Annotated in this window: 22 protein-coding genes; 10 read left to right on the forward strand and 12 right to left on the reverse strand. The window is 66.8% G+C overall.

Annotated elements, in window-relative coordinates; all coding sequences use genetic code 11:
* Nucleotides 1–115 precede the first annotated feature (115 nt).
* From G0A00_RS06190 to G0A00_RS06220, 7 genes are all read left to right on the forward strand, one after another.
* The gene (locus G0A00_RS06190; protein ID WP_164179397.1) at nt 116–1,864 is read left to right on the forward strand and encodes a heparinase II/III family protein; all 1,749 of its coding nucleotides are present in this window, start codon (nt 116–118) and stop codon (nt 1,862–1,864) included.
* Between the two features lie 19 nt (nt 1,865–1,883).
* The gene (gene purH / locus G0A00_RS06195) at nt 1,884–3,473 is read left to right on the forward strand and encodes a bifunctional phosphoribosylaminoimidazolecarboxamide formyltransferase/IMP cyclohydrolase (protein ID WP_164179399.1); all 1,590 of its coding nucleotides are present in this window, start codon (nt 1,884–1,886) and stop codon (nt 3,471–3,473) included.
* Nucleotides 3,474–3,617: 144 nt separating this feature from the next.
* On the forward strand, nt 3,618–4,808 hold the full coding sequence (locus tag G0A00_RS06200; protein ID WP_164214196.1) for a serine hydrolase: 1,191 nt from the start codon (nt 3,618–3,620) through the stop codon (nt 4,806–4,808).
* Between the two features lie 84 nt (nt 4,809–4,892).
* Nucleotides 4,893–5,381: a signal peptidase II gene (gene lspA, locus G0A00_RS06205; RefSeq protein WP_164179403.1), complete on the forward strand. Its 489-nt coding sequence runs from the start codon at nt 4,893–4,895 to the stop codon at nt 5,379–5,381.
* Between the two features lie 55 nt (nt 5,382–5,436).
* Nucleotides 5,437–5,952, forward strand: coding sequence for a DUF3035 domain-containing protein (locus tag G0A00_RS06210; protein ID WP_164179405.1), 516 nt, complete (start codon nt 5,437–5,439; stop codon nt 5,950–5,952).
* Nucleotides 5,953–6,053: 101 nt separating this feature from the next.
* Nucleotides 6,054–7,457, forward strand: a complete 1,404-nt coding sequence (locus tag G0A00_RS06215) for a pitrilysin family protein (protein WP_164179407.1) — start codon at nt 6,054–6,056, stop codon at nt 7,455–7,457.
* A gap of 14 nt (nt 7,458–7,471) precedes the next feature.
* Nucleotides 7,472–8,788, forward strand: coding sequence for a pitrilysin family protein (locus tag G0A00_RS06220; RefSeq protein ID WP_164179508.1), 1,317 nt, complete (start codon nt 7,472–7,474; stop codon nt 8,786–8,788).
* Nucleotides 8,789–8,910: 122 nt separating this feature from the next.
* On the opposite strand, the gene dapA is transcribed toward G0A00_RS06220, so the two are convergent.
* Entirely contained in the window at nt 8,911–9,786 is an 876-nt protein-coding gene (gene dapA / locus G0A00_RS06225; RefSeq protein WP_164179409.1) for a 4-hydroxy-tetrahydrodipicolinate synthase, read from the reverse strand.
* Nucleotides 9,787–9,926: 140 nt separating this feature from the next.
* On the opposite strand from dapA, the gene G0A00_RS06230 reads away from it, so the two are divergent.
* A complete protein-coding gene (locus G0A00_RS06230) occupies nt 9,927–11,882 on the forward strand; it encodes a lytic transglycosylase domain-containing protein (protein ID WP_164179411.1) in 1,956 nt (651 codons plus the stop codon).
* Nucleotides 11,883–11,921: 39 nt separating this feature from the next.
* Here the strand turns inward: G0A00_RS06230 and G0A00_RS06235 are convergent, their stop codons facing one another.
* From G0A00_RS06235 to G0A00_RS06245, 3 genes are all read right to left on the reverse strand, one after another.
* The gene (locus tag G0A00_RS06235) at nt 11,922–13,115 is read right to left on the reverse strand and encodes a UbiH/UbiF family hydroxylase (RefSeq protein WP_164179413.1); all 1,194 of its coding nucleotides are present in this window, start codon (nt 13,113–13,115) and stop codon (nt 11,922–11,924) included.
* 56 nt (nt 13,116–13,171) lie between these two features.
* Entirely contained in the window at nt 13,172–13,399 is a 228-nt protein-coding gene (locus tag G0A00_RS06240) for a hypothetical protein (RefSeq protein WP_164179415.1), read from the reverse strand.
* 118 nt (nt 13,400–13,517) lie between these two features.
* Nucleotides 13,518–14,162, reverse strand: coding sequence for a pyrimidine 5'-nucleotidase (locus tag G0A00_RS06245; RefSeq protein ID WP_164179417.1), 645 nt, complete (start codon nt 14,160–14,162; stop codon nt 13,518–13,520).
* A 170-nt stretch (nt 14,163–14,332) separates the two neighbouring features.
* Here G0A00_RS06245 and G0A00_RS06250 point away from each other — a divergent pair, with 170 nt between their 5' ends.
* Nucleotides 14,333–14,977, forward strand: coding sequence for a GntR family transcriptional regulator (locus G0A00_RS06250; protein WP_066108491.1), 645 nt, complete (start codon nt 14,333–14,335; stop codon nt 14,975–14,977).
* Between the two features lie 5 nt (nt 14,978–14,982).
* Here G0A00_RS06250 and G0A00_RS06255 read toward each other — a convergent pair whose 3' ends face one another.
* Nucleotides 14,983–16,872 (reverse strand): glycosyltransferase family 2 protein, encoded by a 1,890-nt coding sequence (locus G0A00_RS06255; protein ID WP_164179419.1) that lies wholly within the window; start codon nt 16,870–16,872, stop codon nt 14,983–14,985.
* 107 nt (nt 16,873–16,979) lie between these two features.
* On the reverse strand, nt 16,980–18,125 hold the full coding sequence (gene carA / locus G0A00_RS06260; RefSeq protein ID WP_164179428.1) for a glutamine-hydrolyzing carbamoyl-phosphate synthase small subunit: 1,146 nt from the start codon (nt 18,123–18,125) through the stop codon (nt 16,980–16,982).
* A 196-nt stretch (nt 18,126–18,321) separates the two neighbouring features.
* Here carA and G0A00_RS06265 point away from each other — a divergent pair, with 196 nt between their 5' ends.
* On the forward strand, nt 18,322–18,789 hold the full coding sequence (locus tag G0A00_RS06265; RefSeq protein ID WP_066108498.1) for a GatB/YqeY domain-containing protein: 468 nt from the start codon (nt 18,322–18,324) through the stop codon (nt 18,787–18,789).
* Nucleotides 18,790–18,850: 61 nt separating this feature from the next.
* On the opposite strand, the gene G0A00_RS06270 is transcribed toward G0A00_RS06265, so the two are convergent.
* From G0A00_RS06270 to G0A00_RS06295, 6 genes are all read right to left on the reverse strand, one after another.
* Nucleotides 18,851–19,762 carry a hypothetical protein gene (locus G0A00_RS06270; protein WP_164179430.1) on the reverse strand — a complete coding sequence of 304 codons (912 nt, stop codon included), beginning with the start codon at nt 19,760–19,762 and terminating at the stop codon, nt 18,851–18,853.
* 17 nt (nt 19,763–19,779) lie between these two features.
* A complete protein-coding gene (locus G0A00_RS06275; RefSeq protein ID WP_164179432.1) occupies nt 19,780–20,283 on the reverse strand; it encodes a DUF2244 domain-containing protein in 504 nt (167 codons plus the stop codon).
* Nucleotides 20,284–20,295: 12 nt separating this feature from the next.
* On the reverse strand, nt 20,296–21,081 hold the full coding sequence (locus G0A00_RS06280; RefSeq protein ID WP_164179434.1) for a metallophosphoesterase: 786 nt from the start codon (nt 21,079–21,081) through the stop codon (nt 20,296–20,298).
* A 95-nt stretch (nt 21,082–21,176) separates the two neighbouring features.
* A complete protein-coding gene (gene ctaD / locus G0A00_RS06285; RefSeq protein ID WP_066108512.1) occupies nt 21,177–22,850 on the reverse strand; it encodes a cytochrome c oxidase subunit I in 1,674 nt (557 codons plus the stop codon).
* 464 nt (nt 22,851–23,314) lie between these two features.
* On the reverse strand, nt 23,315–23,986 hold the full coding sequence (locus G0A00_RS06290; protein ID WP_368667667.1) for an N-acetylmuramoyl-L-alanine amidase: 672 nt from the start codon (nt 23,984–23,986) through the stop codon (nt 23,315–23,317).
* A gap of 7 nt (nt 23,987–23,993) precedes the next feature.
* Nucleotides 23,994–24,689 carry a hypothetical protein gene (locus tag G0A00_RS06295; protein WP_066108518.1) on the reverse strand — a complete coding sequence of 232 codons (696 nt, stop codon included), beginning with the start codon at nt 24,687–24,689 and terminating at the stop codon, nt 23,994–23,996.
* Nucleotides 24,690–24,709 lie beyond the last annotated feature (20 nt).

Consider the following 24,709-nt stretch of genomic DNA (forward strand, 5'->3'; position numbering starts at 1 on the left):
AAAGGCGGGTGCATGGCATCGCGTTTGCGCGATTTAAGCCGCTTGCCCGGTGACTTGCGCCTCTGCCGGGTCTACCCTTGCCGCAAAAGCCCCGAGGCGGGCAGAAGGGCAGGGCATGGTAGATATGGCGAGCTGGTCGGTCACCGCCACGCAGTTTCTCAACCGCGTGCATTCGCGGCTCGCCGCGCGGGCCGGAAGCGCCACCGCCTTTGTCTCGCAGCCAGAGCCGCGCGCGACCGGCCAGTTTGCCCGTGGACGGCAGCTTTGCGCCGGGAACCTGATGTTCGCCGGCTATCTGGCCGAAGCGCCGGGCACCAGCATCTGGGACATCGAAGTCGACGACAGCGCTTGGCAGGAAGAGATCCACGCCTTCGGCTGGCTCGACGACCTTGCGGCGGTGGGGGACGCGCAGGCGCGGGAGCTCGCGCAGAACTGGCTGATGGGCTGGATCGACCGTTTTGGGCGCGGCACCGGGCCGGGCTGGGTGCCCGAGCTTTCGGGGCGGCGGCTGATCCGCTGGATCCATCACGCGCTGTTCCTGCTGCGCGGCATGACCCCCGAGCAATCGACGCGTTTCTACCGCGCGCTGGCGGCGCAGACCCGCTTTCTGGCCAAGCGGCGGGGGGCGGCGTTGCCCGGACTGCCGCGCTTCGAGGCGCTCACCGGGCTGATCTATGCGTCGCTTTCGCTGGAAGGGATGGGCGCGTATCTCGATCCGGCGCGCCGCGCCTTGGATCTGGAGTGCACCCGGCAAATCGACGTGGCGGGCGGGCTGCCGACGCGCAACCCCGAAGAACTGCTTGAGGTCTTCACCCTGCTGACATGGGCGCGCGCGGCGCTGGAAGAGGGCGATATCGAGCCCGGTCCCGCGCATCTCAACGCCATCACCCGCATCGCGCCGAGCCTGCGCGCGCTGCGTCATGCCGATGGTGGGCTGGCGCGGTTCCACGGCGGCGGGCGCGGCGCCGAGGGGCGGCTCGATCAGGCGCTGGCGGCCTCTGGCGTGCGGCGCCGCCCGGTCGATGGGCTGGCCATGGGATTTGCGCGGCTGGCAGGCGGGCGCAGCACAGTGATCATCGACGCTGCCGCGCCTCCGGCGGGGCGGGCCTCCGCCGAGGCGCATGCCGCGACGCTGGGGTTTGAGCTGACCTCGGGGCGACGTCCGCTGATCGTCAGTTGCGGTGCGGGCAAAGTCTTTGGCGAGGAATGGCGCCGCGCGGGCCGCGCCACGCCCTCGCATTCGACGCTGTGCCTTGATGCCTCCTCTAGTTCCAAGCTCGGCGCGCGCCGCCGGATCGGCGGCATCGAGCGCGAATTGATCGTCGAGGCGCCCGGCGATGTGCCGGTGGAGCTTGAGCAGGACGCCTCTGGCTGGCGCTTCGAAGGCGCGCATGACGGCTGGAAGCGCAGCCACGGGCTGACCCACGCGCGCAAGCTGGAACTGACGCTGGATGGGCGCATGCTGTCGGGCGAAGACATGCTGTTTGCGCTCGACGCCGGGGATCGCAAAGCCTTTGACCGGCGGATCGACAAGGCGGGGCTTTCGGGCATTCCCTATGAGATTCGTTTTCACCTGCATCCCGACGTGGATGCCGAGATCGACATGGGTGGCACCGCGGTCTCTCTGGCGCTGCGGTCGGGCGAGATCTGGGTGTTTCGGACCGAGCCGGGCGCGGATTTATCCCTAGAAAACTCGGTTTACCTCGAAAAGGGCCGTTTGAGGCCCCGCGGGGCGCAACAGATCGTTTTATCCGGGCGCGCGATAGAGTATGCGACGCGCATCCGCTGGTCGCTGGGTAAAGCGCAGGACACCGCTGTCGCGATCCGAGACCTTGCCCAGGACGAGCCGGATGTGACGCTCTGAACCATCTGGGACCCTCCTTATGCCTGATCTGCACCCCGTCGCCCGCGCTCTGATTTCCGTCTCCGACAAGACCGGTCTCATCGACCTGGCCAAGGCGCTGAGCGCAAGGGGTGTTGAACTGCTCTCCACCGGCGGCTCCGCCAAGGCGATCCGCGAGGCGGGCCTGACGGTGCGCGACGTGTCGGATGTGACCGAATTCCCCGAGATGATGGACGGCCGCGTCAAGACGCTGCACCCGCGCGTCCACGGCGGCCTGCTGGCGCTGCGCGACAACCCCGCGCATGTCGAGGCGATGAAGGCGCATGGCATCACTGGGATCGACCTGCTGGTGGTCAACCTCTACCCGTTCGAGGAAACCGTCGCCAAGGGCGCCGATTATGACACCTGCATCGAGAACATCGACATCGGTGGTCCGGCGATGATCCGCGCCGCGGCCAAGAACCACGCCTTCGTCAACGTCGTCACAGACGTGGCCGACTACGAGGCGCTGCTGGCCGAGCTTGACGCCAATGACGGCGCGACCACCTATGCCTTCCGCCAGAAGCTGGCGCAGGTCGCCTATGCCCGCACCGGCGCCTATGACGCCGCCGTCTCGACCTGGATGGCCGCCGCGCTGAACGACGACGCGCCGCGCCGCCGGGTGGTCTCGGGCGAGATTGCCCAGACCCTGCGCTACGGCGAGAACCCGCACCAGAAAGCCGCCTTCTACCGCGACGGTTCGGACCGTCCGGGCGTGGCGACCGCCGTGCAGCATCAGGGCAAGGAACTGAGCTACAACAACATCAACGACACCGACGCCGCCTTCGAGCTGGTCTCGGAGTTCCTGCCCGCCGACGGCCCGGCCTGCGCGATCATCAAGCACGCCAACCCCTGCGGCGTCGCCAAGGGCGCGACCCTGAAGGAAGCCTATCAGAAGGCTTTCGACTGCGACCGGACCTCGGCCTTCGGTGGCATCGTCGCGCTGAACAAGCCGCTGGATGCCGAGACCGCCGAGGCGATCACCGAGATCTTCACCGAGGTGGTGATCGCGCCGGGCGCCGATGATGCGGCCAAGGAAATCTTTGCCAAGAAGAAGAACCTGCGCCTGCTGACCACCAACGGCCTTGCCAACACCGCAGAGCCGGGGCTCGCCTACCGTCAGGTGTCGGGCGGCATGCTCGTGCAGGACAAGGACAACGGTCTGATCACGCTGGAAGATCTCAAAGTGGTCACCAAGCGCCAGCCCTCGGACGAGGAACTGCAGGACCTGCTGTTCGCGTGGAAAGTCGCCAAGCACGTGAAGTCGAACGCCATCGTCTACGTCAAGAACGGTGCCACCGTCGGTGTGGGCGCGGGCCAGATGAGCCGCGTCGACTCGGCGCTGATCGCCGCCAAGAAGGCCGAGCGCATGGCCGAGGCGCTGGAGCTTCCCGAGGCGCTGACCAAAGGCTCTGCCGTGGCCTCCGACGCCTTCTTCCCCTTCGCCGACGGTCTGCTCGAAGCGGCGGCTGCAGGCGCGACCACGGTGATCCAGCCGGGCGGCTCGATGCGCGACAACGAGGTGATCGCGGCGGCCGACGAGGCGGGCCTTGCCATGGTCTTCACCGGGATGCGCCACTTCCGGCACTGAATTCGGGCAGGGACGGGGGCTCTGCCCCCGCTTGGCCGATGGCCAATTCACCCCCGGACGTATTTGTGGAAAGATGAAAGAGGGGCCCTGCCGGGGCCTCTCTTTGCATTTGCGCAATTGGATTTGCCCGATGGGATTTGCCCGATGGGATTTGAGGGAGTGATTGGCGTGAAGGGATTTCTGGCGGTCGCGCTGATGCTGGTCGGGATGGGCTTTGCGGCGCCCACCAAGGCGCAGGAGGCCGAGCGCGCGGCGCTGCAGGCGCTCTTGAGCGATGGGGCGGGGGCGGTGACGGTCACGCCCGAGTTTGCCCAAGCGGTGCCCGAGGCGCAGCTCGATGGCCTGTTGGAGACATTGGCGGCGCAGGTGGGGCCGGTCGAGGAGATCGATCTGCAGCCCAGCGGCGCCGGCGAGATGCGCAGCGCGGCGCATCAGGTGCCGGTGCGCATCGTGCTTGATGATCAAGGCCGGATCGCCGGGCTGAGGTTCGGAGCGCCAGAGCCGCTGGTGGCCGATCTGCGCGCGGCGGTGGCAGGGCTGGAGGGGCTTGGCGCCGAGGTTTCCTGGTTGGTGCAGCGCGATGGTGGGGTGCTGGCGGCACAGGGCGCGGCGCATCCGCTGGCGGTGGCCTCGGCCTTCAAGCTGGGGATCCTTTCGGTGCTGGCGCGCGAGGTGCGGGCCGGAAAGACCGATTGGGACCGGGTGCTGCGGATCGCGGAGCCGCACCGCTCGCTGCCCACCGGGCGGCTGCAGGATTTCCCGACGGATGCGCCGGTGACGCTGCACACCGCCGCGCTGCTGATGATTGCCGAGAGCGACAATACCGCCACCGATCTGCTGCTTAATCTGCTGGGTCGCGAGACCGTGGCCGAGGAACTGGGGATCGCGCCCGAGGCGCTGCTCTCGACGCGGGAGTTCTTTGCGCTGAAGGCCGATCCCGTGGCGGCGCAGGTCTGGCGCGATGCCGAACCTGAAGCGCGGCCATCCATCGCCGCCGAAGCCGCGATGCTGCCGCCCGATGTTGCGGCGGTGAATGGCCCGTCGGTGCCCGGCATCGAGTGGTATCTGCCGCTCGAGACCCTTTGCGCGCTGATCGAGCCGATGGCCGATCTGCCGCTGTTGCAGCTCAATCCCGGCCCTGCCTCGGGCCTCGCCCCGGCGGCCTACAAGGGCGGCTCGGAGCCCGGCGTGCTGAATTTCACCGTTGCCCTGCACGACGAGGAGGAGCGGCTGATCTGCGCCGCGCTCACCGTCAACGACCCCGGCCCGATCGACGAGATCGCCGCCTCCGGCGCCTTCCGCGCGCTGCTGCGCCGCGCCATGGGGCAGCCGTGAGCCGGGCGGGGCTTTCCCTCTGCCGGCGCTGCCTGTAGACCGATGCGCGTGGAGCGGGGCGGGGCCCCGGCAATAGGAGACCTCATGCGTCTGGTATCGGTGACCGCGCTGATCACCTTCGTGGTGGATCAGCTTTCGAAATGGCTCGTGGTGCATGTGATGGGGCTCGCGCAGCGGCAGGCGATCGACGTGCTGCCGCCGTTCCTCAACTTCCGCATGGCGTGGAACCGCGGCGTGAATTTCGGACTGTTCGCCGATGACGCAGCAGCGGCGCGCTGGACGCTGATCGCCGTGGCGCTGGGGATCGTCCTGTTTGTGGCGGTCTGGCTGCGCCGCGATCCGCCGGGGCGGCTGGGGCTGATCTCGGGCGGTCTGTTGATCGGCGGCGCGCTTGGCAATGTGGTCGACCGGCTGCTCTATGGCGCGGTGGCGGACTTCCTCAACATGTCGTGCTGCGGGCTCGACAACCCCTTTGCCTTCAACGTCGCCGACATCGCGATCTTTGCCGGTGCCGTGGGCCTTGTGCTGTTTTCCGGCAATTCCCAGCCGGGCAAGCGTAAAAAGGCCCCGTGACGGGGCGCGCCGGATCGTATAGAGCGGACCCAGAGGCAAGAACCGGAGTATGGCCATGAAGCTGCCGCATCTCGTGCTGATGCTCGGAGTGACCGGGCTCGTCGCCTGCACGACGAGTGATCGCACGCTGCACCAAATGCGCAACAACCGCGGCACCCCCGAGGAGTTCGCCATCGTGCCGAACAAGCCGCTGCAGATGCCGCAGAGCTTTGCCGAGCTTCCTGCGCCGACGCCGGGCAGCGCCAACCGCACCGATCAGACGCCGCGTCAGGACGCTGTGGCCGCGCTTGGTGGCAACCCCGCGCAGCTTGCGGTGGGAGATGTGCCGGGCCGCGATGCGGCGCTGGTGAACCGCGCCTCGCGCTTTGGCCGTGACGGCAACATCCGCGCGCAGCTGGCGGTCGAGGATGCGCAGTTCCGCAAGGATCGCTCGATCTTCAACTGGAAGCTCTTCAAGGACGACGAGTACAACCGGGCGTATCGCACACAGATCCTTGACCCCTATGCGGTGCTGAACGCCTATCGCGGCGCGGGTGCGCGCACCCCTTCGGCACCACCGGGCGGCGAGTGAGCGCGCAGCGCATCACGATCGTGCAAGCCCAGCTTGGAAAGCCTGCTCCCGCCGCCTAGGTTGGGAGCAGTTTTCATTTTAGCGGAGATTGGGGCTTGCAGATGAAGTCATGGACCGCGGCGCTGGCCGCGATGGTGCTTTCCGCGATGCCGCTGCGCGCCGAGACGCCGCAGAAGACACCGGTCACCACCTTCTCGCTCGACAACGGCATGCAGGTCGTGGTGGTCGAGGATCACCGCGCGCCGGTGGTGGTGCATATGGTCTGGTACAAGGCCGGCTCGGCGGATGAGACCGCCGGCACCTCGGGCATCGCGCATTTCCTCGAGCATCTGATGTTCAAGGGCACCGACGAGCTGGAGTCCGGTGAGTTCTCGAAGGTGGTGGCGCAGAACGGCGGCACCGACAACGCCTTCACCTCCTTCGATCAGACCGCCTATCACCAGCGCGTCGCCGCCGACCGGCTGGGGCTGATGATGGAGATGGAGGCCGACCGGATGGTCAACCTGCATCTCACCGAGGAAGAGATCGCCACCGAGCGCGACGTGATCCTCGAAGAGCGCAGCATGCGCATCGACAATGACCCCGGCGCGCTGCTGCGCGAGCAGATGGGCGCCTCGCTTTACCTCAACCACCGCTATGGCGTGCCGGTGATCGGCTGGCGCCGCGAGATGGAAGACCTCGACCGCGACGACGCTCTGGCCTTCTACAAACGGTTCTACGCCCCCAATAACGCCATCCTCGTGGTCGCTGGTGACACCACGCCGGATGAGGTCCGCAGCCTTGCCGAAGAGACCTATGGCAAACTGCAGCCCAATCCCGATCTCGCCGCCGAGCGGGTGCGCCCGCAGGAGCCGCCGCAGCTTGCCGCGCGCCATATCGAGATGGAAGACCCGCGCGTCGCCCAGCCCTATGTGATGCGCCGCTACCTCGCGCCCGAACGCGATCCGGGCGATCAGAAAGAGGCCGCTGCGCTGACCCTGCTGGCCGAGGTGCTTGGCGGCGGTCAGACCTCGGTGCTGAACCAGTCGCTGCAATTCGATCAGAAAAAAGCGATCTACGTGGGGGCCTTCTACGATGGCACCTCTTATGACGACGGCAGCTTCGGCTTTGGGATGGTCCCGGCGCCCGGCGTGAGCTTGGAAGAGGCCGAAGAGGCGCTCGATGCGGAACTGGCGCAATTCATCGAAGATGGCGTCGATCCCGAGCAGCTTGACCGGATCAAGTTCCAGATGCGTGCCGCAGAGACTTATGAGCGTGACGACGTCGCCAGCGTGGCGCAGCGCTATGGCAATGCGCTGACCTCCGGGCTGACCATCGAGGACGTTCAGGCATGGCCCGAACTGCTGCAGGAGGTCACCGGCGAGGACATCGTCGCCGCCGCCCGCGAGGTTCTGGACAAGCGCCATTCGGTGACCGGCTACCTCAGCAGCCCCGCCGGGACGTCGCAGGCCGCTCAGCCCGGCGCCGTTCCGCCCTCCATGCCGCAGACCGAGGTGACCCAATGAACGCCCGCACCGTAATGATGCCGCTCTTTGCGGCGGCCACCTCGCTGATGTTCGCCCTGCCCGCCGCGGCGGAGGTCGACATCCAGCAGATCGAAACCCCCATGGGCTTCAAGGCGTGGCTGGTCGAAGAGCCCTCGATCCCTTTCACCTCGCTCGAGATCCGCTTCAAAGGCGGAACCTCGCTGGATGCGCCGGGCAAGCGCGGTGCCACCAACCTGATGGTGGGCCTGCTGGAAGAGGGCGCTGGCGCCTATGACGCGCAGGGGTTTGCAGCCGAATCCGAGGCGCTGGCCGCCAGCTTCGGATATGACGCGGGGCCGGACTCGGTGTCGGTCTCGGCGCGGTTTCTGACCGAGAACCGCGATGAGGCCGCCGAGCTTCTGCGCCAGAGCCTGATCGAGCCGAGCTTTTCCGAGACCGCGATCGAGCGCGTGCGCCAGCAGGTGATCTCGGGCATTCGCAGCGACGCGAAGGATCCCGATTCCATCGCCAGCGCGACGTTCGACAAGGCCGTCTTCGGCGATCACCCGTATGCCACGGATCAATCGGGCACGGTGGAGAGCGTCAAAGCCCTGACCCGCGATGACATCGTCGACGCGTGGCAGGGCGCCATGGCCAAGGACCGGGTCTATATCGCCGCCACCGGCGACATCAGCCCCGATGAGCTGTCGGCGCTGATCGACAACCTTCTGGGCGATCTGCCCGAGACCGGCGCGGCGATGCCCGAGGGCTATGACGTCGAGACCACGGCGGGCACCACCGTGGTGCCCTTCGACACGCCGCAATCGGTGGCCATTTTCGGCCACAAGGGCATGAAGCGCGACGATCCCGATTTCTTCGCCGCCTATGTGATGAACACGATCCTTGGCGGCGGCGGCTTCGAAGCGCGGCTGATGAGCGAGGTGCGCGAAAAGCGCGGGCTGACCTATGGCGTCTATTCCTACCTCGTGCCGATGGATCACGCCGAGCTTTACCTCGGTCGTGTTGCCTCATCGAACGACCGTATCGGCGAGGCGATCGAGGTGATCCGGGACGAATGGGCGAAGATGGCCGAGAACGGCGCCACCGAAGCCGAGCTTGAGCAGGCCAAGACTTATCTCACCGGCGCCTATCCGCTGCGTTTCGATGGCAATGGGCCGATCGCGCGCATCCTCGTAGGCATGCAGATGGACGGGCTGACCCCCGACTACATCGCCACGCGCAACGACAATATCGAGGCGGTCACGCTCGCGGACGTCAAACGCGTCGCGGGCGAGCTTCTGAAGCCGGACGCGCTGCGCTTTGTGGTGGTGGGCCAGCCCGAAGGCGTCGAAAGCGACGACGCGGGCTGAGCGTGCGCCGCGCGTAATCCACAATCGAGCCATAGAAAAAGGGGCGGGCCAGAAACAGGCCCGCCCCTTCGTCTAGATCGAAATATCCCGGGGGTGCGGGGGCAGAGCCCCCGATCAGAAGCTCAGTTCATCAGCCCCGCGTGGCGCAGCGCCGCGTCGATGCGCGCGCGCACCGGCTCGGTCACCGGCAGCAGCGGCAGGCGCATTTCCTCGTCGCAGAGACCAAGGCGGCTCATGGCGTATTTCGCGCCGCAGAGGCCCGGCTCGGCAAAGATCGCCTGATGCAGCGGCATCAGCCGGTCCTGCAGGTCCAGCGCCTTGCCGTAGTCACCGGCGAGGGTCGCCGCCTGCACCTGCGCGCAGAGCGCCGGAGCGACGTTCGCGGTGACCGAGATCACGCCGACGCCGCCTTGCGCGTTGAACCCATGCGCGGTGGCGTCTTCACCCGAGATCTGCAGGAAGTCCTTGCCGCAGGTGATGCGCTGCTGGCTGACTCGTGCGAGATCGCCGGTGGCGTCCTTGACGCCGACGATGCGCGGCAGTTTGGCCAGCTCGCCCATGGTGGCGGGGCTCATGTCCACCACCGAGCGTCCGGGGATGTTGTAGATGATGATCGGCAGATTGGTGGCGTCGTGGATCGCGGTGAAATGCGCGATCAGCCCGGCCTGCGTCGGCTTGTTGTAATAAGGGGTCACAACCAGCGCCGCCTGCGCGCCGACTTTCTCGGCGAACTGGGTGAAATGCACCGCCTCGGCGGTGGAATTCGACCCGGCCCCGGCGATCACCGGGATGCGGCCCGCGGCGGTCTTCACCACGCATTCGATGACCGCTTCATGCTCTTCGTAGCTGAGAGTCGGGCTCTCGCCGGTGGTGCCAACGGGGACCAGCGCCGAGCTGCCCTCTGCCACATGCCAGTCGACGAGTTTCTTGAGCGCGTCAAAATCTACGACGCCGTCTTTAAACGGCGTGACCAGTGCTGGCATCGAACCTTTGAACATGACACGCTCCTTGAATGTTGATGTGTTCGTTTCGCTATCGCGAAGCGCCGGTCTGGAGGGAATGTGAATTGGAACGCTCCAAGCCCCGCGCTAAGCTTCGCCGCGTGTCTATTCCTTTTCGCCAGGGAAATTGCAAGCTCATGTCGCGCCTCCGCGCCGCTCTCCTGCTGCTTCTCGCCATTCTCGCAACGCCCGCGCTGTCTCAGGACCGGCCCCTCGCCAAGGCGATGGCCGACATGCGTTCGGGCAACTGGGCCTCTGCGCTGATCGAGTCGCGCAGCGACGGTCAGGCTGCGCTCGATGTCATCCTTTGGAACTACCTGCGCGCGAGTAGGGGGGAGGCACCGCAGGTGATGGATTTCATCCGCCGCAACCCCGATTGGCCGGGCATGCCCTATCTGCGCGAGAAGAGCGAGATCGCCATCTCCGAGGCGGATCTGCCCACGATCCGCGAGTTTTTCACCGGCTATCTGCCGCAGACCGGGGCCGGCGCTCTGGCGCTGGCGCGGGCGCATATGGCCGAAGGAGAGCGCGGTGCCGCCGAGGCCGATATCGTGCTGGCGTGGCGTACGCTGCCGCTCAGTTCCGAAGAGCGGCAGACCTTCCTGCGCGACTGGGGCGACCTGCTGAAGCCGCACCATGAGGCGCGGCTCGACATGGCGCTGTGGCAGGGCTGGGAGGACAATGCCCGCGCGCTGCTGCCGCTGGTCTCGGACGGCTGGCGCAAGCTCGCCGAGGCGCGGCTGGCGCTGCGCGGCCTGCAGGCTGGTGTGGATACGCGGATCGAGGCGATTCCCGCCTCCTTGGCCGATGATCCCGGCCTTGCCTACGAGCGTTTCCTGTGGCGGGTGCGCAAGAACCGCGACGAGGATGCCATTTCCTTGCTGCTCGAACGCTCGAGCAGCGCCGATGCGCTCGGAGAGCCTTGGGCCTGGGCCGAGCGGCGTGACGAACTGGCGCATGAGAAGATGCGCCGCGGCGATCCTGAAACCGCCTATGCTATCGCCTCGCGCCACGGGCTGACCGAGGGTGATCAATACGCGGCGCTGGAATGGCTCTCGGGCTTCATCGCGCTGCGGTTCCTCGACGATCCGCAAACCGCGCTCAGCCATTTCCGCAACCACGATGGCGCGGTGACCTCGCCGATCTCCAAGGGCCGTTCGGGCTACTGGATGGGCCGCGCGCTGGAGGCGATGGGCGACGCCGAGGGCGCGCGCCAAGCCTATGCGCAGGGCGCGCGCTATCAGACGTCGTTTTACGGACTGCTTGCCGCCGAACGCGCCGGGCTGCCGCCGGATCCCAAGTTGGCGGGCACCGAGGAGTTTCCCGACTGGCGCGAGGCCCCCTTCACCAAGAGCAGCGTCTATAACGCCGCCGTGCTGCTGCTGGCCTCGGGCGAGACCACGCTGGGTGAGCGCTTCCTGACGCATCTCGCCGAGGGGCTGGACCGGCAGCAGATCGGCCAGCTTGGCCAGATGCTCGCCGAGATGCAGCGCCCGCATGTGGAGGTGATGGTCGGCAAGCGCGCGGCGCAATACGGCATCGAAATGCCGGGGCCCTATTATGCGCTGCACCCGGATCTGCTGAAGGCGAGCTTCCCGATCCCGCGCGAGATGGTTCTGTCGATCGCGCGGCGCGAGTCGGAGTTCGATCCGAGGGTGGTCTCGGGCGCCGGGGCGCGGGGTCTGATGCAGCTGATGCCGGGCACCGCCAAAGAGGTCGCGGGCTGGCTGGGCGTGCCCTACAGTTTCGACGGGCTGCTCGACAATCCGGGCTATAACGCCAAGCTCGGTGCGCGCTACCTGCAGAGCCTGTCTCAGCAGTTCGACGGCAACGTGGTGATGATGGCGGCGGGCTATAACGCGGGGCCGTCGCGGCCGCTCAGCTGGATGAAGATTTTCGGCAACCCGCTGAAGGGCGAGATCGATATGATCGACTGGATCGAAATGATCCCCTTCAACGAAACCCGCAACTACGTGATGCGCGTCTCGGAAAGCCTGCCGGTCTATCGCGCCCGGCTCGGCCAAGACCCGCATCCGGTGCCCTTCAGCGAGGAACTGACAGGCAGCACGCTGCTGCCGGTGGCCGAGCAATAAGGTGACGGCTGGGCCGCGAGCTGCGGCCCGCGCGGTGCGCTAGCCCTTCGCGCCGAGGCCCATCTGCATCAGCGTCTTGCGCACCGATGTCACCCCGTAGAGCGCATCCAGCGCCGTGGCGCGGGCGTCGCGCAGCAGCGGGTTCGACAGCATCGAGGTGCGGTTGAGCGCGGTGATCCCGGCCACGCGGGCGCGGATGTCGGGCATGCGCTTGCGGGCATAGGCGTCCAGCATAGCGGCCTCGCCAAGCGCGCCCGGCCGGGCCACCGCGAGATCATGCAGCACCTTCATGTCGGCCAGCGACATGTTCAGCCCCTGCGCGCCAATGGGCGGCACCACATGCGCGGCTTCGGCCACCAGCGCAAGGCGCTGGCCGGTGAGGCATTCAGCGTGCTGGGCGATGATCGGCCAGATGCTGCGGCGCGAGGCCAGTTTCAGCGGCCCGAACAGGTGGCACGAGCGTTCGGACATGGCGGCCTCGAAGGCCTCGTCATCCAGCGCCATCAGCGCCTCGGCCTTGGGGCCTTCCTCCATCCACACGACCGCCGACGACGGACGGCCCTCGAAATCGGGCAGAGGGACCAGCGTGAACGGCCCGCCGGTGCGGTGGATTTCGGTGGACACATTCTCGTGCGGGATCGGATGCGTGGTGGCGAAGGCCAGCGCCTTCTGGCCAAAGCGCGTGGTCTTCACCCCGATCCCCGCCGCCTGTCGCATCGGCGAGTTGCGCCCGTCGGCGGCGATCACCAGCCGTGTGCGGATGCGGCGCCCGTCGCTGAGCGTGACGCGGGCCTCGGCCTCGCGGGTGAACAGCGCGGTGGTGGCGGTGCCGGGCAGGAAGGTGACGCCCTCCATCTCGTGCAGATGGGCAGAGATCTCGCGCCGCAGCAGCCAGTTGGGAAGGTTCCAGCCGAAGGGCAGTTCAGAGATCTCGGCGCTGTCGAAATCCTTGACGATGCGCGGCTCGGGCAGGTCTCCGCCGGCATCGACGATGCGCATCACCTGCAGCGGCATGGCGTGCGGGGCAAGACGCTCCCACAGGCCCGCCTCGGCAAGGAAAGCCTGCGCGGGCTGCAGAAAGGCGGTGCTGCGCAGATCGGCGCCCTGCGCCTCGCGCTCGGTCACCGGCGGCGCCGGATCGACGCAAAGCACCGAAAATCCGGCGCTTCCAAAGGCGGCGGCTGCGGTGAGCCCGGCGATCCCGCCGCCCGAGATGAGAATGTCGTAATCCATGACCGCTCTCCTTTGTGCCTCTATCTAGGGCAGGCGGGCGGCTATGGCCATGCGGCTTACTTGCCGACGGTGATCCACAGGATCATGAAGTAGCACACGGGCACCAGCGCCAGCGCGGTCATCGCCAGACCCACCGGGCCGAAGGCAACGGTGTTGATTGCGCCGATCACCAGCAGCAGCGCTGCCACAAGGAAAAGCACGGCTTCGCCGCGGCTCTCGCGCGTGGCGGGGGCGTGGTTGGCGTGATCTGCTTGGGTGGTTGCGGTGACGTCGGTCGCGGTCATCGGTATCTCCTGCTTGGGCCCTGCAGCAGATAGGGGGCGCGTCTCCGCGCTCCCATTGTGAAAAATGTCGCATGGCCGCGCGGGCAGGGTCTTTCGGCCCGCAGCCGCGCGCCGCGGCTCAGCCGAGCCGTGCGAGGAAGGCCGCGAGGTCGTCGGTATGGTGATGGATATGCTCACCTTTTGCCCGCTCCGGCGCGACATGCACGGTGCGCATCCCCATGGCATGGGGTGCGGCAAGATTACGCGGGTCGTCCTCGAACATGGCGGCGGTGGCGGTGTCGGTGCCATCAAGGGCAAACACCGTCTCGAAGGCCTGCGTCTCGGGCTTCGGGCGATATCCCGCGTTCTCGACACCATAGATCGCGTCAAAAGCGGCATCGAGGCCGCGCGCCTCCAGCACCCGCGCCGCATAGGGCGCGCTGCCATTGGTGTAGACGATCTTGCGCCCGGGCAGCCCGGCGATCAACTCGGCCAGATGCGGATCGGGGGTGAGCGCATCGAAGGAGATGTCGTGCACCTCGGTCAGATAGGCATCAGGGTCGAGCTCGTGGTTGGCCATCAGCCCCGCCAGCGTGGTGCCGTGATCCATCCAGTAGCGTTTGCGCAGGGCGTTGGCCTCGGCGGCGCCAAGACCGGTGACGCGCATCACCACGTCGTTCATCTTGCGTTCGATCTGGTCGAACAGGCGCACCGCCGGAGAATAGAGCGTGTTGTCGAGGTCGAAGACCCAGTGGCGCACGTGGGAGAAATGCTGCTTTACCATGGCGCGCAACCTACGCCGCCGGGCGGCGGGCGGCAATGGGTGGCAGCGGGCGGCGATGCCACCGGACTGCGACCTTGATGCCGCAGCGGCGGGCGCGACAAAGGGGGGCGTTGATCCCAAGGCCCCGCTACCGCTATCTTGTCACATCACTTATGAAGGACCCCCCGCAGATGAGCCAGATCCGGACGCCGAACAAGGATGCCTATACGCTGATCCTCGAGGCGATCGATCAGGGGGTCTATCGGCCCGGCGACCGGCTGGTGGAAAGCGAACTGGCCGAGCGTTTCGGCGTCTCGCGCACGCCGATCCGCGAGGCGCTGCAGCGACTCGAGACGCAATCGCTGCTGGCGCGCGACGGGCGCTCGCTGATCGTCGCCTCGCTCGATCACAACCAGATGGCCGAGCTTTACGTGGTGCGCACCGAGCTTGAGGGGCTGGCGGCCCGGCTCGCGGCGCGGCATGCGACCGAAGAGGAAGTGAAGGTGCTGCGCGACATGATCGAGGAGGATCGCGCGCTGCTCAACGATCCGGCGGCGCTGGCCCGCGCCAACCGGCGCTTTCACCGGATGATCCAGCTGGCCTCGCACAATCGCTATCTGGTGCAGCAGCTTGACCTCGTGCACCGCTCGATGGCGCTGATGGCCACCACCTCGCTGGCCGCCGAGGGGCGTGGCACGGATGCGCTGGCCGAACACGCCGCGATCGTCGATGCCATCGCGCGCCGCGACGAAGAGGCCGCGGACCGGGCGCTGCGCGAGCATATCTCTGCCGCCTTCGTGACCCGCCTCAAGCTCGACAGCCGCAAGACCGCGTAACCGGCTCAGCGCCGCTCTTCGGGGATATCCGCATCCGGATGGTCGGGGGAGGACCGCCCGTGGGCGGTCTTGTCCCAGTAGAAGGGGCGGGCAAAGATCTCCCACAGCGCCTTGTAGATGGCGATTGTGCCGAGCGGGAAGTAGAGAAACAGCGTCGGCACCCAAAGCAGCAGCCCCGGATGCGGGCTGCGCGCCACCCCCGCGAGGCCAAGCAGCAGCGTCACGCCCTCGCCGAGCAGCAGCAGCCCGGTGACCGCTTTCAAAAGCGCGATGCTCTCGGGTCCGGCGAAGGGATGCGGCCAGCCCAGCAGGATCGGCCAGAACGACCAGAAGAGCGGTGCGAGAAGGAATTGCACGGTGCCGGTGAGCAGCAGAAGCTGCAGCCCCAGCAGCCGCCACGCGCCAAGCTGACGCAATGCCCGGCGCGGGTGCCGCATGTGCACGAACCAAGTGATCATATAGCCCTTCAGCCAGCGCGAGCGCTGGCGGATCCATGGCCAAGGGCGGCAGTTGGCCTCTTCGCGCGTCACCAGCGGCAAAAGATCGGTGCGATAGCCGAAGCGGGCGAGGCGAAACCCCAGATCGGCGTCTTCGGTGACGTTATGGGCGTCCCATCCGCCGACCCGCTCCAGCGCGGTGCGGCGAAAGAACACCGTGGTGCCGCCCAGTGGAATGGCAAAGCCGAGGCGGAGGAAGCCGGGCAAGAGAATGCGGAACCACGCGGCGTATTCGATGGTGAAACAGCGCGAGATCCAATTTGCGTGCGGGTTGTAGAAGTCCAGAATGCCCTGCACGCAGCCAAGCTCGGGCGGGGCGCGTCCGAAATGCGCCGCCATCATCCGCAGCTGACCCTGCGCCGGGCTGTCCTCGGCGTCATAGATGCCGATCAGCGCGCCGCGGGCAAAGTTGAGCGCATAGTTCAGGGCGCGCGGCTTGGTGGTGATCGTGCCGCCGGGCACCTCGATGACCCGCATCCACGGCGGTAGTGCGGCATCTTTCAGGGCGCGCCGGGTGGTGCTGTCTTCGGCTTCGAGCACAAGCAGCACATCGAGCAGCGCGCGCGGATAGTCGAGACGGCCGAGCCGCTGGACCAGCGTATCGGCGATCGCTTCTTCGCGGTGCAGCGGCACCAGAAGGCTGACCGGGGGCAGCCGGTGCCCCTCGGGCGGTGGGGCGGGCGGCAGCGGCGGCAGCCCGGCGACGAATGCGGAGATCTTTGCAATCTGGCCGAGCAGCAGCGTCACCGAGGCGATCATCAGCCCCGCAAGGAAGAAGGCGGTGGGCGCGATCAGCAACAGGGACAGGCAAAGCAGGGCCGAGGCGCCAAGCATCGCGCAGCGCTCTGCGGGCAGCCTGTTGAGGTCACGGCAGCTGAGCTCCGTGGGCAGGGCCTGCTCGGCGGCCTCTGTAAACGCTGGGCCATAGCGGGCCGCGATCTCGTCGAAAATGTCCTGCTCGGTGACAAGGGCCATCTCGACCGGGCCGCGATGGCTGATCAGATGAGCGCGCAGGCGGGCGAAGCTTTCGGGGTGGGCGACGGCCAGCACCAGAGTCTCGCCGCGTCGGAGCCAGGGCAGCCCCGCGTGGCGCAGGCACAGATGCGGCGGCAGCAGGGCGGCAAGCTCGGGCGCGGGCGGTGTGAGGCTGCGCATCAGTGCCGGGGCGCCATGGCAGCGCGCAAGCGTGTCGCGCAGGCGCGCGGGCGAGACATGCCCCTCGGCGATCAGGTGACGGGTAAGGTCGGTGCCCTCATGGCGACTGCGGGCCAGCGCTTCGAGCGCTTGTGGCGCATCGAGCGCGCCGTCTTCGAGCAGAACCGCGCAGACAGGGCGTCCGCGGTCATGGCCGCGGGACGCGCGGCGCTGGTCTTCGAACGTCGGAGGCGGGTTCGGCATGGGATGCTCCTGACCTTTCCGGGCGCGGACAGGTCAGGGCATCGCGGTAAACACAGGGTTAAATTGTGCGCATCACAGAAACAATGCGCACAATGTTCTCTGCATGATCACATGCTGTTCACGAACCGTTCGAACAGGTAGAAGCTGTCCTGCGGGCCGGGGCTGGCTTCGGGGTGGTGCTGAACCGAGAACACCGGGCGGTCGGTCATGCGAATCCCGCAGTTCGACCCGTCGAAGAGGCTGACGTGGCTTTCGACCACACCCGCAGGCAGGGTCTGCCCGTCGACGGCGAAGCCGTGGTTCATCGAGGTGATCTCGACCTTGCCGGTGTCGATCTCTTTCACCGGGTGGTTGGCGCCATGGTGGCCGTGGTTCATCTTGATGGTCTTGGCGCCGAGCGCCAGCGCCAGCATCTGGTGACCGAGGCAGATGCCGAAGACCGGCAGATCGGTGTCGTCGAGGATGCCCTTGATCATCGGCACCGCGTAAGCGCCGGTGGCGGCGGGGTCGCCCGGTCCGTTCGACAGGAAGACGCCGTCGGGGTTATGCGCCAGCACCTCTTCTTTGGTGGCGGTCGCGGGCAGCACGGTCACTTCGCAACCTGCCGAGGCGAGGCAGCGCAGGATGTTGCGCTTGGCGCCATAGTCGATGGCGACCACTTTCTTGCGCGGGTTGGTCTGCGGCAGGTAGCCATCGGGCCACGCCCACCGCATCTCGTCCCAGCGGTAGCTCTGGGCACAGGTCACGTCCTTGGCAAGGTCGAGCCCGGTAAGACCGGGGAAGGCGCGCGCGGAGGCGACCAGCGCCTCGACGTCGAACACGCCCTCGGGGTTGTGCGCGATGGCCACATGCGGGGCACCCTGCTGCCGGATCGCCCGGGTCAGACGGCGGGTGTCGATGCCGCCGATGGCGATGCGCCCGCGCGAGGCGAGCCATTCCGACAGTTCCTGCACCGCGCGCCAGTTCGACGACTGCGTGGGCATCCACTTCACCACCATGCCCGCGGCGACCGGTTCGCCGGTTTCGTCATCTTCGGGGTTCACGCCGACGTTGCCGATGTGCGGGAAGGTGAAGGTGACGATCTGCCCGGCGTAGGACGGATCGGTCATGATCTCCTGATAGCCGGACATGGAGGTGTTGAAGCAAAGTTCGGCCTGAGCCTCGCCGGTTGCGCCGAAGCCCTGTCCATAAAACAGCGTCCCATCGGCGAGCGCGAGGCATGCGGTAGGCTTTTGGGGGGTGGCGAGCGACATGGCGCGACTCCTGTTCGGATCTGGGCGGGAAGCAAATCGCGCCATGCCTAAGGGAAGCCGGGGAAAGGGTCAAGTGCTGATTTTCCTATAGAAATATAGCAAAATCAATGGGTTGCATTGGTATAGGGCGGGATTGCGCGCGCGAAGGGCTTTCTGTAGTGTCAGGGTTTGGAAACGTCAGGGGATATCCGTTCCTATGGAATTGCGTGAACGCATCAAGGCTGCGACCAAGCAGGCGATGAAAGACAAGGACAGCCAGCGGCTCTCGACGCTGCGGCTGATCTCTGCCGCAGTGAAGGATCGCGACATTGCCGCCCGTGCCGAGGGCAACGACGATGGCGTCGAGGATGCCGAACTGCTGTCGATCCTCGCCAAGATGGTCAAGCAACGCCGCGAGAGCGCGCGCACCTACGAAGAGGGCGGGCGGCTCGACCTCGCCGAGGCGGAACTGGCCGAGATCCCGGTGATCGAGGAGTTCCTGCCGAAGCCGATGAGCGAAGACGAGGTCTCGCAGGCGGTCAGCGCGGCGGTCTCCGAGGTTGGTGCCAGCTCGATCCGCGATATGGGCCGGGTGATGGGCGTGTTGAAGACGCGCTATCAGGGCCGCATGGACTTCGGTGCCGTGGGTCCGATGGTCAAAGACCGGCTCGCCGCCGCGGGCTGAGCCGGGCAAACGCCTTCAAAGGCTTTTGCAGCTCTCTTCGAAGAGAGCTGCAGCACAGATGTCAGGGGGCGGGAAACTCTTCCGCCACCTGCGCCAGTTCAGCGGCGTCTTCGAGGCGGAAGCGCTGAACGAAGCGGGTCTTGAACCCCACGCGGCCCCGGCGCGCGCCAAAGTTTTCCCCGTGATTGAGCACATAGAGCACCGAGGGCCGTTGCAGCGGCACCGGCATCTGTCCCGAAAGCGCGGCGAGATAGGGGAACATCCGGTGTTCGTGCTGCGTCATCTCGCGCAGGAAAGCCGCGCTTTGCGGCAGCGCCGGGTCGTGATGCAGCGCCATGCACGATCCGCAGAGCTTCCAGAACGGCTTGCGCAGCGGCAGGGCCATCGTCGGCTTGCCCGCCAGCGCCACATCGCCGGTGGCGTGGTCCATGACATAGCCCTGCTCCACGAGATAGCCCGGCGCTTGACGGGCCAGCATCTCCGTCACAGCGCCATCGCGCAGCAGGTCGTCGGCGTCGAAGCTCATCACATAGGCCGGGGCTTTGCAGACCCTGCCGAGATGATCGCAGAGCGCCGCTAGCTTGCGCCACTTGTCATTGCCGGGGGTCGGGTCGTCGAAGGGCAGCCAGCTGATCCTCTCGTCTTCGGCCAGCGCGCGGGGAAGGGGCGGGCGCTGCTGGCAGCAGATCACCGCGCGCCATGCGCCGCTCTGGCGCCGAAAGCTTTGAAGCGTCTTTGCCAGCCGCTCGGTCACCGCCTGCCAATCGCCCACATGTTCTGGCCCGACCAGCGGGAGGAGGAAGACCACCTCTTCGGCGCGCGGGCGAGGGTGGCCGTGGCGCGCCGCGCGCAGCGCCAGCGCGGCCTGTTCGGAGGGGGCGGGCGACAGGCGTTCGGCCAGAGACGGCGCCAGCGCGGCGGCAAGACGCAGGGCGCGGCGCTTCATCTTCGGGGTGGCAGGAACCTGAGCCATGAATACCTTTCGCGCGGTCAGGGCCGCGCCATGAGCCGCAGCCGGTCGGAGAGCTCGAGATAGAGCGCCTTGCGCTCCTCTTCGCTCAGAAATGCGCCGATCTCAACCTCGCGCCCCGCCCCCTTGAGCGTCACATAGTAGGGCACCGGCCCGCCGGTCTCATGCATCTGCGCGCTGACCCAATAGGTGTTGCTCTGCCAGTCCTGCGCCGGGCCGCGCGGGTTGTGCCGCAAAAGCTGGGTCGTTTCGGGGCCGAGGGTGAGCACTTCGAGGATTTGCCGGTCCTTCTCGTTGCGGCGCAGCGCGTACCAGATCCCCCAGAGCGCGGCGAGCATGAAGGGCAGCAGCCCCCAGAGCAGCAGCGTGCCCAAAAGGCTGTAGAAGGGGATCAGCGCCATGAAGAAGAAGATCCCGATGAAGGTGACGAACCCCTTGGCCGACAGCGACTGATGCGGCCAGAGCCTCAGCTCTGCCTCCTGCGTGCCGTCCTCCCCCGTGTCCATCGTCCAAGTGTATGGCATGGCTGGAATGTATCACCCGCCCGCGGTCTGCCCAATGGGATTTGCCGCCTCGCGGCTGATCCAGCCGGTGGTCAGCGCCTCGGCCCATTCCGCGCGGCCCCGGCTGCGGGCGCGCTGTGCCATGCGCGCGGGATCATAGGGCACATGGTGATGCGCGACGTGCCAAGCCGCGCCCTCGGTTTCCAGCACCGCGAAACAGGCGTGGGGCGTGCCGGTCTCGACCACATGCGGCACCGGGTGAATGTCGGTGTAGCCCGGACATCCGACGCTGCCGGGGTTCACGACGCAGTGCCGTTGCCAGCTGACAACGCGCGGCAGATGGGTGTGGGCGCAGAGCACCAGCGGCTGCGGGATCCCCTCTAGATGCCGGGCGATCTGCGCGGCCCCGGCGGGATGGACCATGCCGCCAGCGTCCACGTCATGCAGCCAGTAGCGATCGTCGGCACCGGGCGTGGCATGGCAGAGAAATATCTCGTCCAACTCCAGCGTCACCGGCAGGTCGCGCAGCCAGTCCAGCGCCTCCGGCGGCAGCTCGTCATGGGCCGCGCGGTCAGACGGGCCCATCTCTTCCGGCGTCTGGCTGATCAGGTAGCGGTCATGGTTGCCGCGCACCGTGGGCATGGGGCGGTCGCGCAGGATCTCCCAAGTCTCACCGGCCGCGAGCGGACCGCTGAACATATCGCCGAGGTTCACCACGAACTCGATCTCCATGGCATCTATACGCGCCAGAACCGCGCTCAGGGCGTCGGAATTGCCGTGAATGTCGGCGATGGCGGCGAAGCGGCGGGGCAGGGGCATCGTGGGAACCTTGCTGTGGCGGTCCCGCAAATGAGAACCGGCCCCGAGGGTTCCCCCGGGGCCGGTCTATGTCAATCGCTCAGAGCGTTATGCGCTCAGTGGGCGGGATGCTTGTCCCAATCCTCGCGCTTTGGCAGCTGCTCGAACGTGTGCTCGGGCGGCGGCGAAGGCAGGGTCCACTCTAGCGTATCCGCGTATTCGTTCCACGGGTTGTTCTGGGTGCATGCCGCGCCTTTGCGCAGCGAGTGCCACATGATCCAGAAGAAGAAGAGGAACGAGGCGAAGGAGATGATCGCACCCCAGCTCGACACATGGTTCCAGAGGGCGAAGGCCTCGGGGTAGTCGATGTAGCGGCGCGGCATGCCCTGACGGCCAAGGAAGTGCTGCGGGAAGAAGGTCAGGTTCGCACCGACGAACATGACGTAGAAGTGCAGCTTGCCCGCCCACTCGGGGTACATCTTGCCGGTCATCTTGGGGAAGTAGAAGTAAATCCCCGCGAAGATCGCAAAGACGGCACCCAGCGACATCACGTAGTGGAAGTGCGCGACCACATAGTAGGTGTCGTGGTAGGCACGGTCGACGCCAGCCTGGCTCAGCACCACGCCGGTCACGCCGCCGACGGTGAAGAGGATCAGGAAGCCGATCGCCCAGAGCATCGGCGTCTTGAACTCGATCGAGCCGCCCCACATCGTCGCGATCCAGCTGAACACCTTCACGCCCGTCGGCACCGCGATGACCATCGTGGCCAGCATGAAGTAACTCTGCTGGGTCAGCGACATGCCCACGGTGTACATGTGGTGGGCCCAGACGACGAAGCCGAGCGCGCCGATCGCGATGATCGCCCAGACCATCGGCAGGTAGCCGAAGACCGGCTTGCGCGAGAAGGTCGCGATCACATGGCTGATGATGCCGAAGCCGGGCAGGATCACGATGTACACTTCCGGGTGGCCGAAGAACCACAGGATGTGCTGGTAAAGCACCGGATCACCGCCGCCAGCGGGGTTGAAGAAGGTCGTCCCGAAGTTGCGGTCGGTCAGCAGCATGGTGATCGCGCCGGCCAGAACGGGCAGCGACAGCAGGATCAGCCACGAGGTGACGAAGATCGACCACGAGAACAGCGGCACCTTGAACAGCGTCATGCCGGGGGCGCGCATGTTCAGGAAGGTGGTGATCATGTTGATTGCGCCAAGGATCGACGAGGCACCCGAGACGTGCACCGCAAAGATCGCAAGGTCGGTCGACATGCCCGCTTCATTGGTCGACAGCGGCGGATAAAGCACCCAGCCGATGCCTGAGCCGAGCTGGCCGTTGCCGCCCGGCGCGAAGACCGAGCAGACCGCCAGCGTCGAGCCAGCCACATAGAGCCAGTAGCTGAGGTTGTTCATCCGCGGGAAGGCCATGTCCGGCGCGCCGATCTGCAGCGGCATGAAGTAGTTGCCGAAACCGCCGAACAGCGCGGGAATCACCACGAAGAACATCATCAGGATGCCGTGGCCGGTGATCATCACGTTCCACAGGTGCCCGTTGGGCGTACAGTTCTCGACCGCGGTCGGGAACAGGCGCGCGCCTTCCATGCACATGTACTGGACGCCGGGGCTCATCAGCTCCAGACGCATGTAAACGGTGAAGGCCACCGAGATGAGACCAACAAACGCTGCGGTAATCAGGTAAAGAATCCCGATATCCTTGTGGTTCGTCGACATGAACCAACGGGTAAAGAACCCGCGGTCGTCCTCGTGCTCGTGGCCGTGAATGGCTGCATCTGCCATTGCGTGCCTCCTGTATAGGTACGTCCCTCGCAAGGGCGCGCACTAAACTCCTCCACGCCCTTAGTCTGATCATCCTTTTAGAATGCGACCAAGTTCCGGGCAATCATCTCCTTTGATCCAGATCAAAATTAATTGTCGCACCCCCCTGCGCGCCTCACCTTGGCGTGAGAATTCAGCGGCTGGCGGGGTGGGGTATTCCAGACCTGCGCCAAAGCCGGGCAGGCGGTATGGTTCTGGGGTGCCGTCTCGTCTCCACCCGGGTGCCAACCGTTCCCGGCGGTCAGGTTCCGGTTCGGCCCGGTTCCTGCCCGGTTCCGGCCTGCGCAACGGTTCGCGGCCAACGCGGCACAGCGCCCCCGGCCTTGGCGCCGGGGGACGCACCCGCCCCTGCCGCGCCAGCTCCCAGATCGCCGCAGGGGCGGCTCCTGTTTGGCGAGCGAAAATGTCCGTAGGTGAGCGCTGAGTCAGGCGGCGGGCCAGCACGCGGCGAGCCCGGCCATCCGCGCGCGATCCTCATCGTCGAGCGGGCCGGTGGCGCCGGGGCGAAAGCGGTCGCGGAAGGATTTCAGCAGCGCATCGAGCTGTTCGGGCTCTGTCCGATAGCCGAAGCGATGCGCGTCCTGCCGGAACTGGTCGGGCGCGTCGCCGGGTGTCTGCGGCGCGGCATCGACGGCCAGCCCCTTTTGCACCAGACGGGCCCAGTCGAAGCGCGGGCCGGGGTCGATCTTGCGTCCCGGCGCCATGCAGGCATGGCCGATCACCCGCTGCGGCGGGATCTGCCAGCGCTCGAGGATGCCGGAAAGCAGCACCTCCAGCGCGTCCATCTGCGCGTCGGGGAAAGGCTCGTCACCGGTGTTGGCGATCTCGATGCCGATCGAGCGGGAATTGACCTCGGCGACCGAGCCCCATGCGCCCAGCCCGGCGTGCCACGCGCGCATCTCTTCGGTCACCAGCTGCCAGCAGGTGCCGTCATAGCCCAGCACGTAATGTGCAGAGACGCCGCTTTCGGAATTGCACAGCCAGTCGCGCGCCGCTTCGGCGCTTTTCATCGCGGTGTAGTGCAGCACTACGATTTCGGGCCGCGCCCCAAGTCGGCGCGGCCCGAAATTGTCGGAAGGGTGCCAGATCGGCTGCACCTGCCCGTCAGTAGCCGCGCACGGCGCGGAAGGGGGCCGGATCCCAGCTACAGGCGAAGCCGTCGCCATCGGGGTCGATGCCGTTGCGGTCCTTCTCGGGGCCACCGTCGGCAAGGAAGGCTTCCTGCGCGCGGTCGGTGGTCTCGTATTTGGCGCAGTTGCGCTGTGCCTTCGACTCCGACGAGAAGCTCGAACGGCTGTAGAGCGGCGTGCCCACCGGGTTGGTGGTCTGCAGCGCATAGGCCACGATGTTCGGCGCATCCGAGTCGGGGCGCGCGGGCAGGTCGGTCGGGGCGACCACCTCATATTGCGCGCGGTTCTGCTGGATCAGGGCCTTGTCGTCGGCGATGGTCCGTTCGGCCGAGACCGCGTCAAAGCTGTTCTCTTCCGAAAGCCCTGCGGAATCGGTCACCGACTGCGGTGCCGGAGTGGCGGCGGCGGTGGGCAGCGGCGCGCCCTCTGCAGGACCGTCGAGCACCGAGGTGGCCGCGGCGACCGCAGGGTCGCTGGAATCGCGACCTGCCGGCGGCAGCGTCGAGGAATCCACCGGCGCGCTGCCTTCGAGCGCGGCGTCACGCTGCGCGCGCTCGGCCTGATAGCTTCCGTAGTCGTCAAAACCGACCCCCGGCCCGCTGTCGGGGATCGGGGTGGTGCAGGCGGTCAGCGCGAGCAGAGCCGCGCCACCGAAGAAAATGCGAGTCATCACTCTGCCCTCGTCCTTTA

Source organism: Salipiger sp. PrR002 (assembly GCF_010500775.1).
Taxonomy (GTDB): domain Bacteria; phylum Pseudomonadota; class Alphaproteobacteria; order Rhodobacterales; family Rhodobacteraceae; genus Salipiger.

What these genes read in the sequence shown, in the direction of transcription:
- G0A00_RS06190 (WP_164179397.1), top strand. Translation starts at nt 116, where the DNA reads ATGGTAGATATGGCGAGCTGGTCGGTCACCGCCACGCAGTTTCTCAAC.
- purH (WP_164179399.1), top strand. Translation starts at nt 1,884, where the DNA reads ATGCCTGATCTGCACCCCGTCGCCCGCGCTCTGATTTCCGTCTCCGAC.
- G0A00_RS06200 (WP_164214196.1), top strand. Translation starts at nt 3,618, where the DNA reads ATGGGATTTGAGGGAGTGATTGGCGTGAAGGGATTTCTGGCGGTCGCG.
- lspA (WP_164179403.1), top strand. Translation starts at nt 4,893, where the DNA reads ATGCGTCTGGTATCGGTGACCGCGCTGATCACCTTCGTGGTGGATCAG.
- G0A00_RS06210 (WP_164179405.1), top strand. Translation starts at nt 5,437, where the DNA reads ATGAAGCTGCCGCATCTCGTGCTGATGCTCGGAGTGACCGGGCTCGTC.
- G0A00_RS06215 (WP_164179407.1), top strand. Translation starts at nt 6,054, where the DNA reads ATGAAGTCATGGACCGCGGCGCTGGCCGCGATGGTGCTTTCCGCGATG.
- G0A00_RS06220 (WP_164179508.1), top strand. Translation starts at nt 7,472, where the DNA reads ATGATGCCGCTCTTTGCGGCGGCCACCTCGCTGATGTTCGCCCTGCCC.
- dapA (WP_164179409.1), bottom strand. Translation starts at nt 9,786, where the DNA reads ATGTTCAAAGGTTCGATGCCAGCACTGGTCACGCCGTTTAAAGACGGC.
- G0A00_RS06230 (WP_164179411.1), top strand. Translation starts at nt 9,927, where the DNA reads ATGTCGCGCCTCCGCGCCGCTCTCCTGCTGCTTCTCGCCATTCTCGCA.
- G0A00_RS06235 (WP_164179413.1), bottom strand. Translation starts at nt 13,115, where the DNA reads ATGGATTACGACATTCTCATCTCGGGCGGCGGGATCGCCGGGCTCACC.
- G0A00_RS06240 (WP_164179415.1), bottom strand. Translation starts at nt 13,399, where the DNA reads ATGACCGCGACCGACGTCACCGCAACCACCCAAGCAGATCACGCCAAC.
- G0A00_RS06245 (WP_164179417.1), bottom strand. Translation starts at nt 14,162, where the DNA reads ATGGTAAAGCAGCATTTCTCCCACGTGCGCCACTGGGTCTTCGACCTC.
- G0A00_RS06250 (WP_066108491.1), top strand. Translation starts at nt 14,333, where the DNA reads ATGAGCCAGATCCGGACGCCGAACAAGGATGCCTATACGCTGATCCTC.
- G0A00_RS06255 (WP_164179419.1), bottom strand. Translation starts at nt 16,872, where the DNA reads ATGCCGAACCCGCCTCCGACGTTCGAAGACCAGCGCCGCGCGTCCCGC.
- carA (WP_164179428.1), bottom strand. Translation starts at nt 18,125, where the DNA reads ATGTCGCTCGCCACCCCCCAAAAGCCTACCGCATGCCTCGCGCTCGCC.
- G0A00_RS06265 (WP_066108498.1), top strand. Translation starts at nt 18,322, where the DNA reads ATGGAATTGCGTGAACGCATCAAGGCTGCGACCAAGCAGGCGATGAAA.
- G0A00_RS06270 (WP_164179430.1), bottom strand. Translation starts at nt 19,762, where the DNA reads ATGGCTCAGGTTCCTGCCACCCCGAAGATGAAGCGCCGCGCCCTGCGT.
- G0A00_RS06275 (WP_164179432.1), bottom strand. Translation starts at nt 20,283, where the DNA reads ATGCCATACACTTGGACGATGGACACGGGGGAGGACGGCACGCAGGAG.
- G0A00_RS06280 (WP_164179434.1), bottom strand. Translation starts at nt 21,081, where the DNA reads ATGCCCCTGCCCCGCCGCTTCGCCGCCATCGCCGACATTCACGGCAAT.
- ctaD (WP_066108512.1), bottom strand. Translation starts at nt 22,850, where the DNA reads ATGGCAGATGCAGCCATTCACGGCCACGAGCACGAGGACGACCGCGGG.
- G0A00_RS06295 (WP_066108518.1), bottom strand. Translation starts at nt 24,689, where the DNA reads ATGACTCGCATTTTCTTCGGTGGCGCGGCTCTGCTCGCGCTGACCGCC.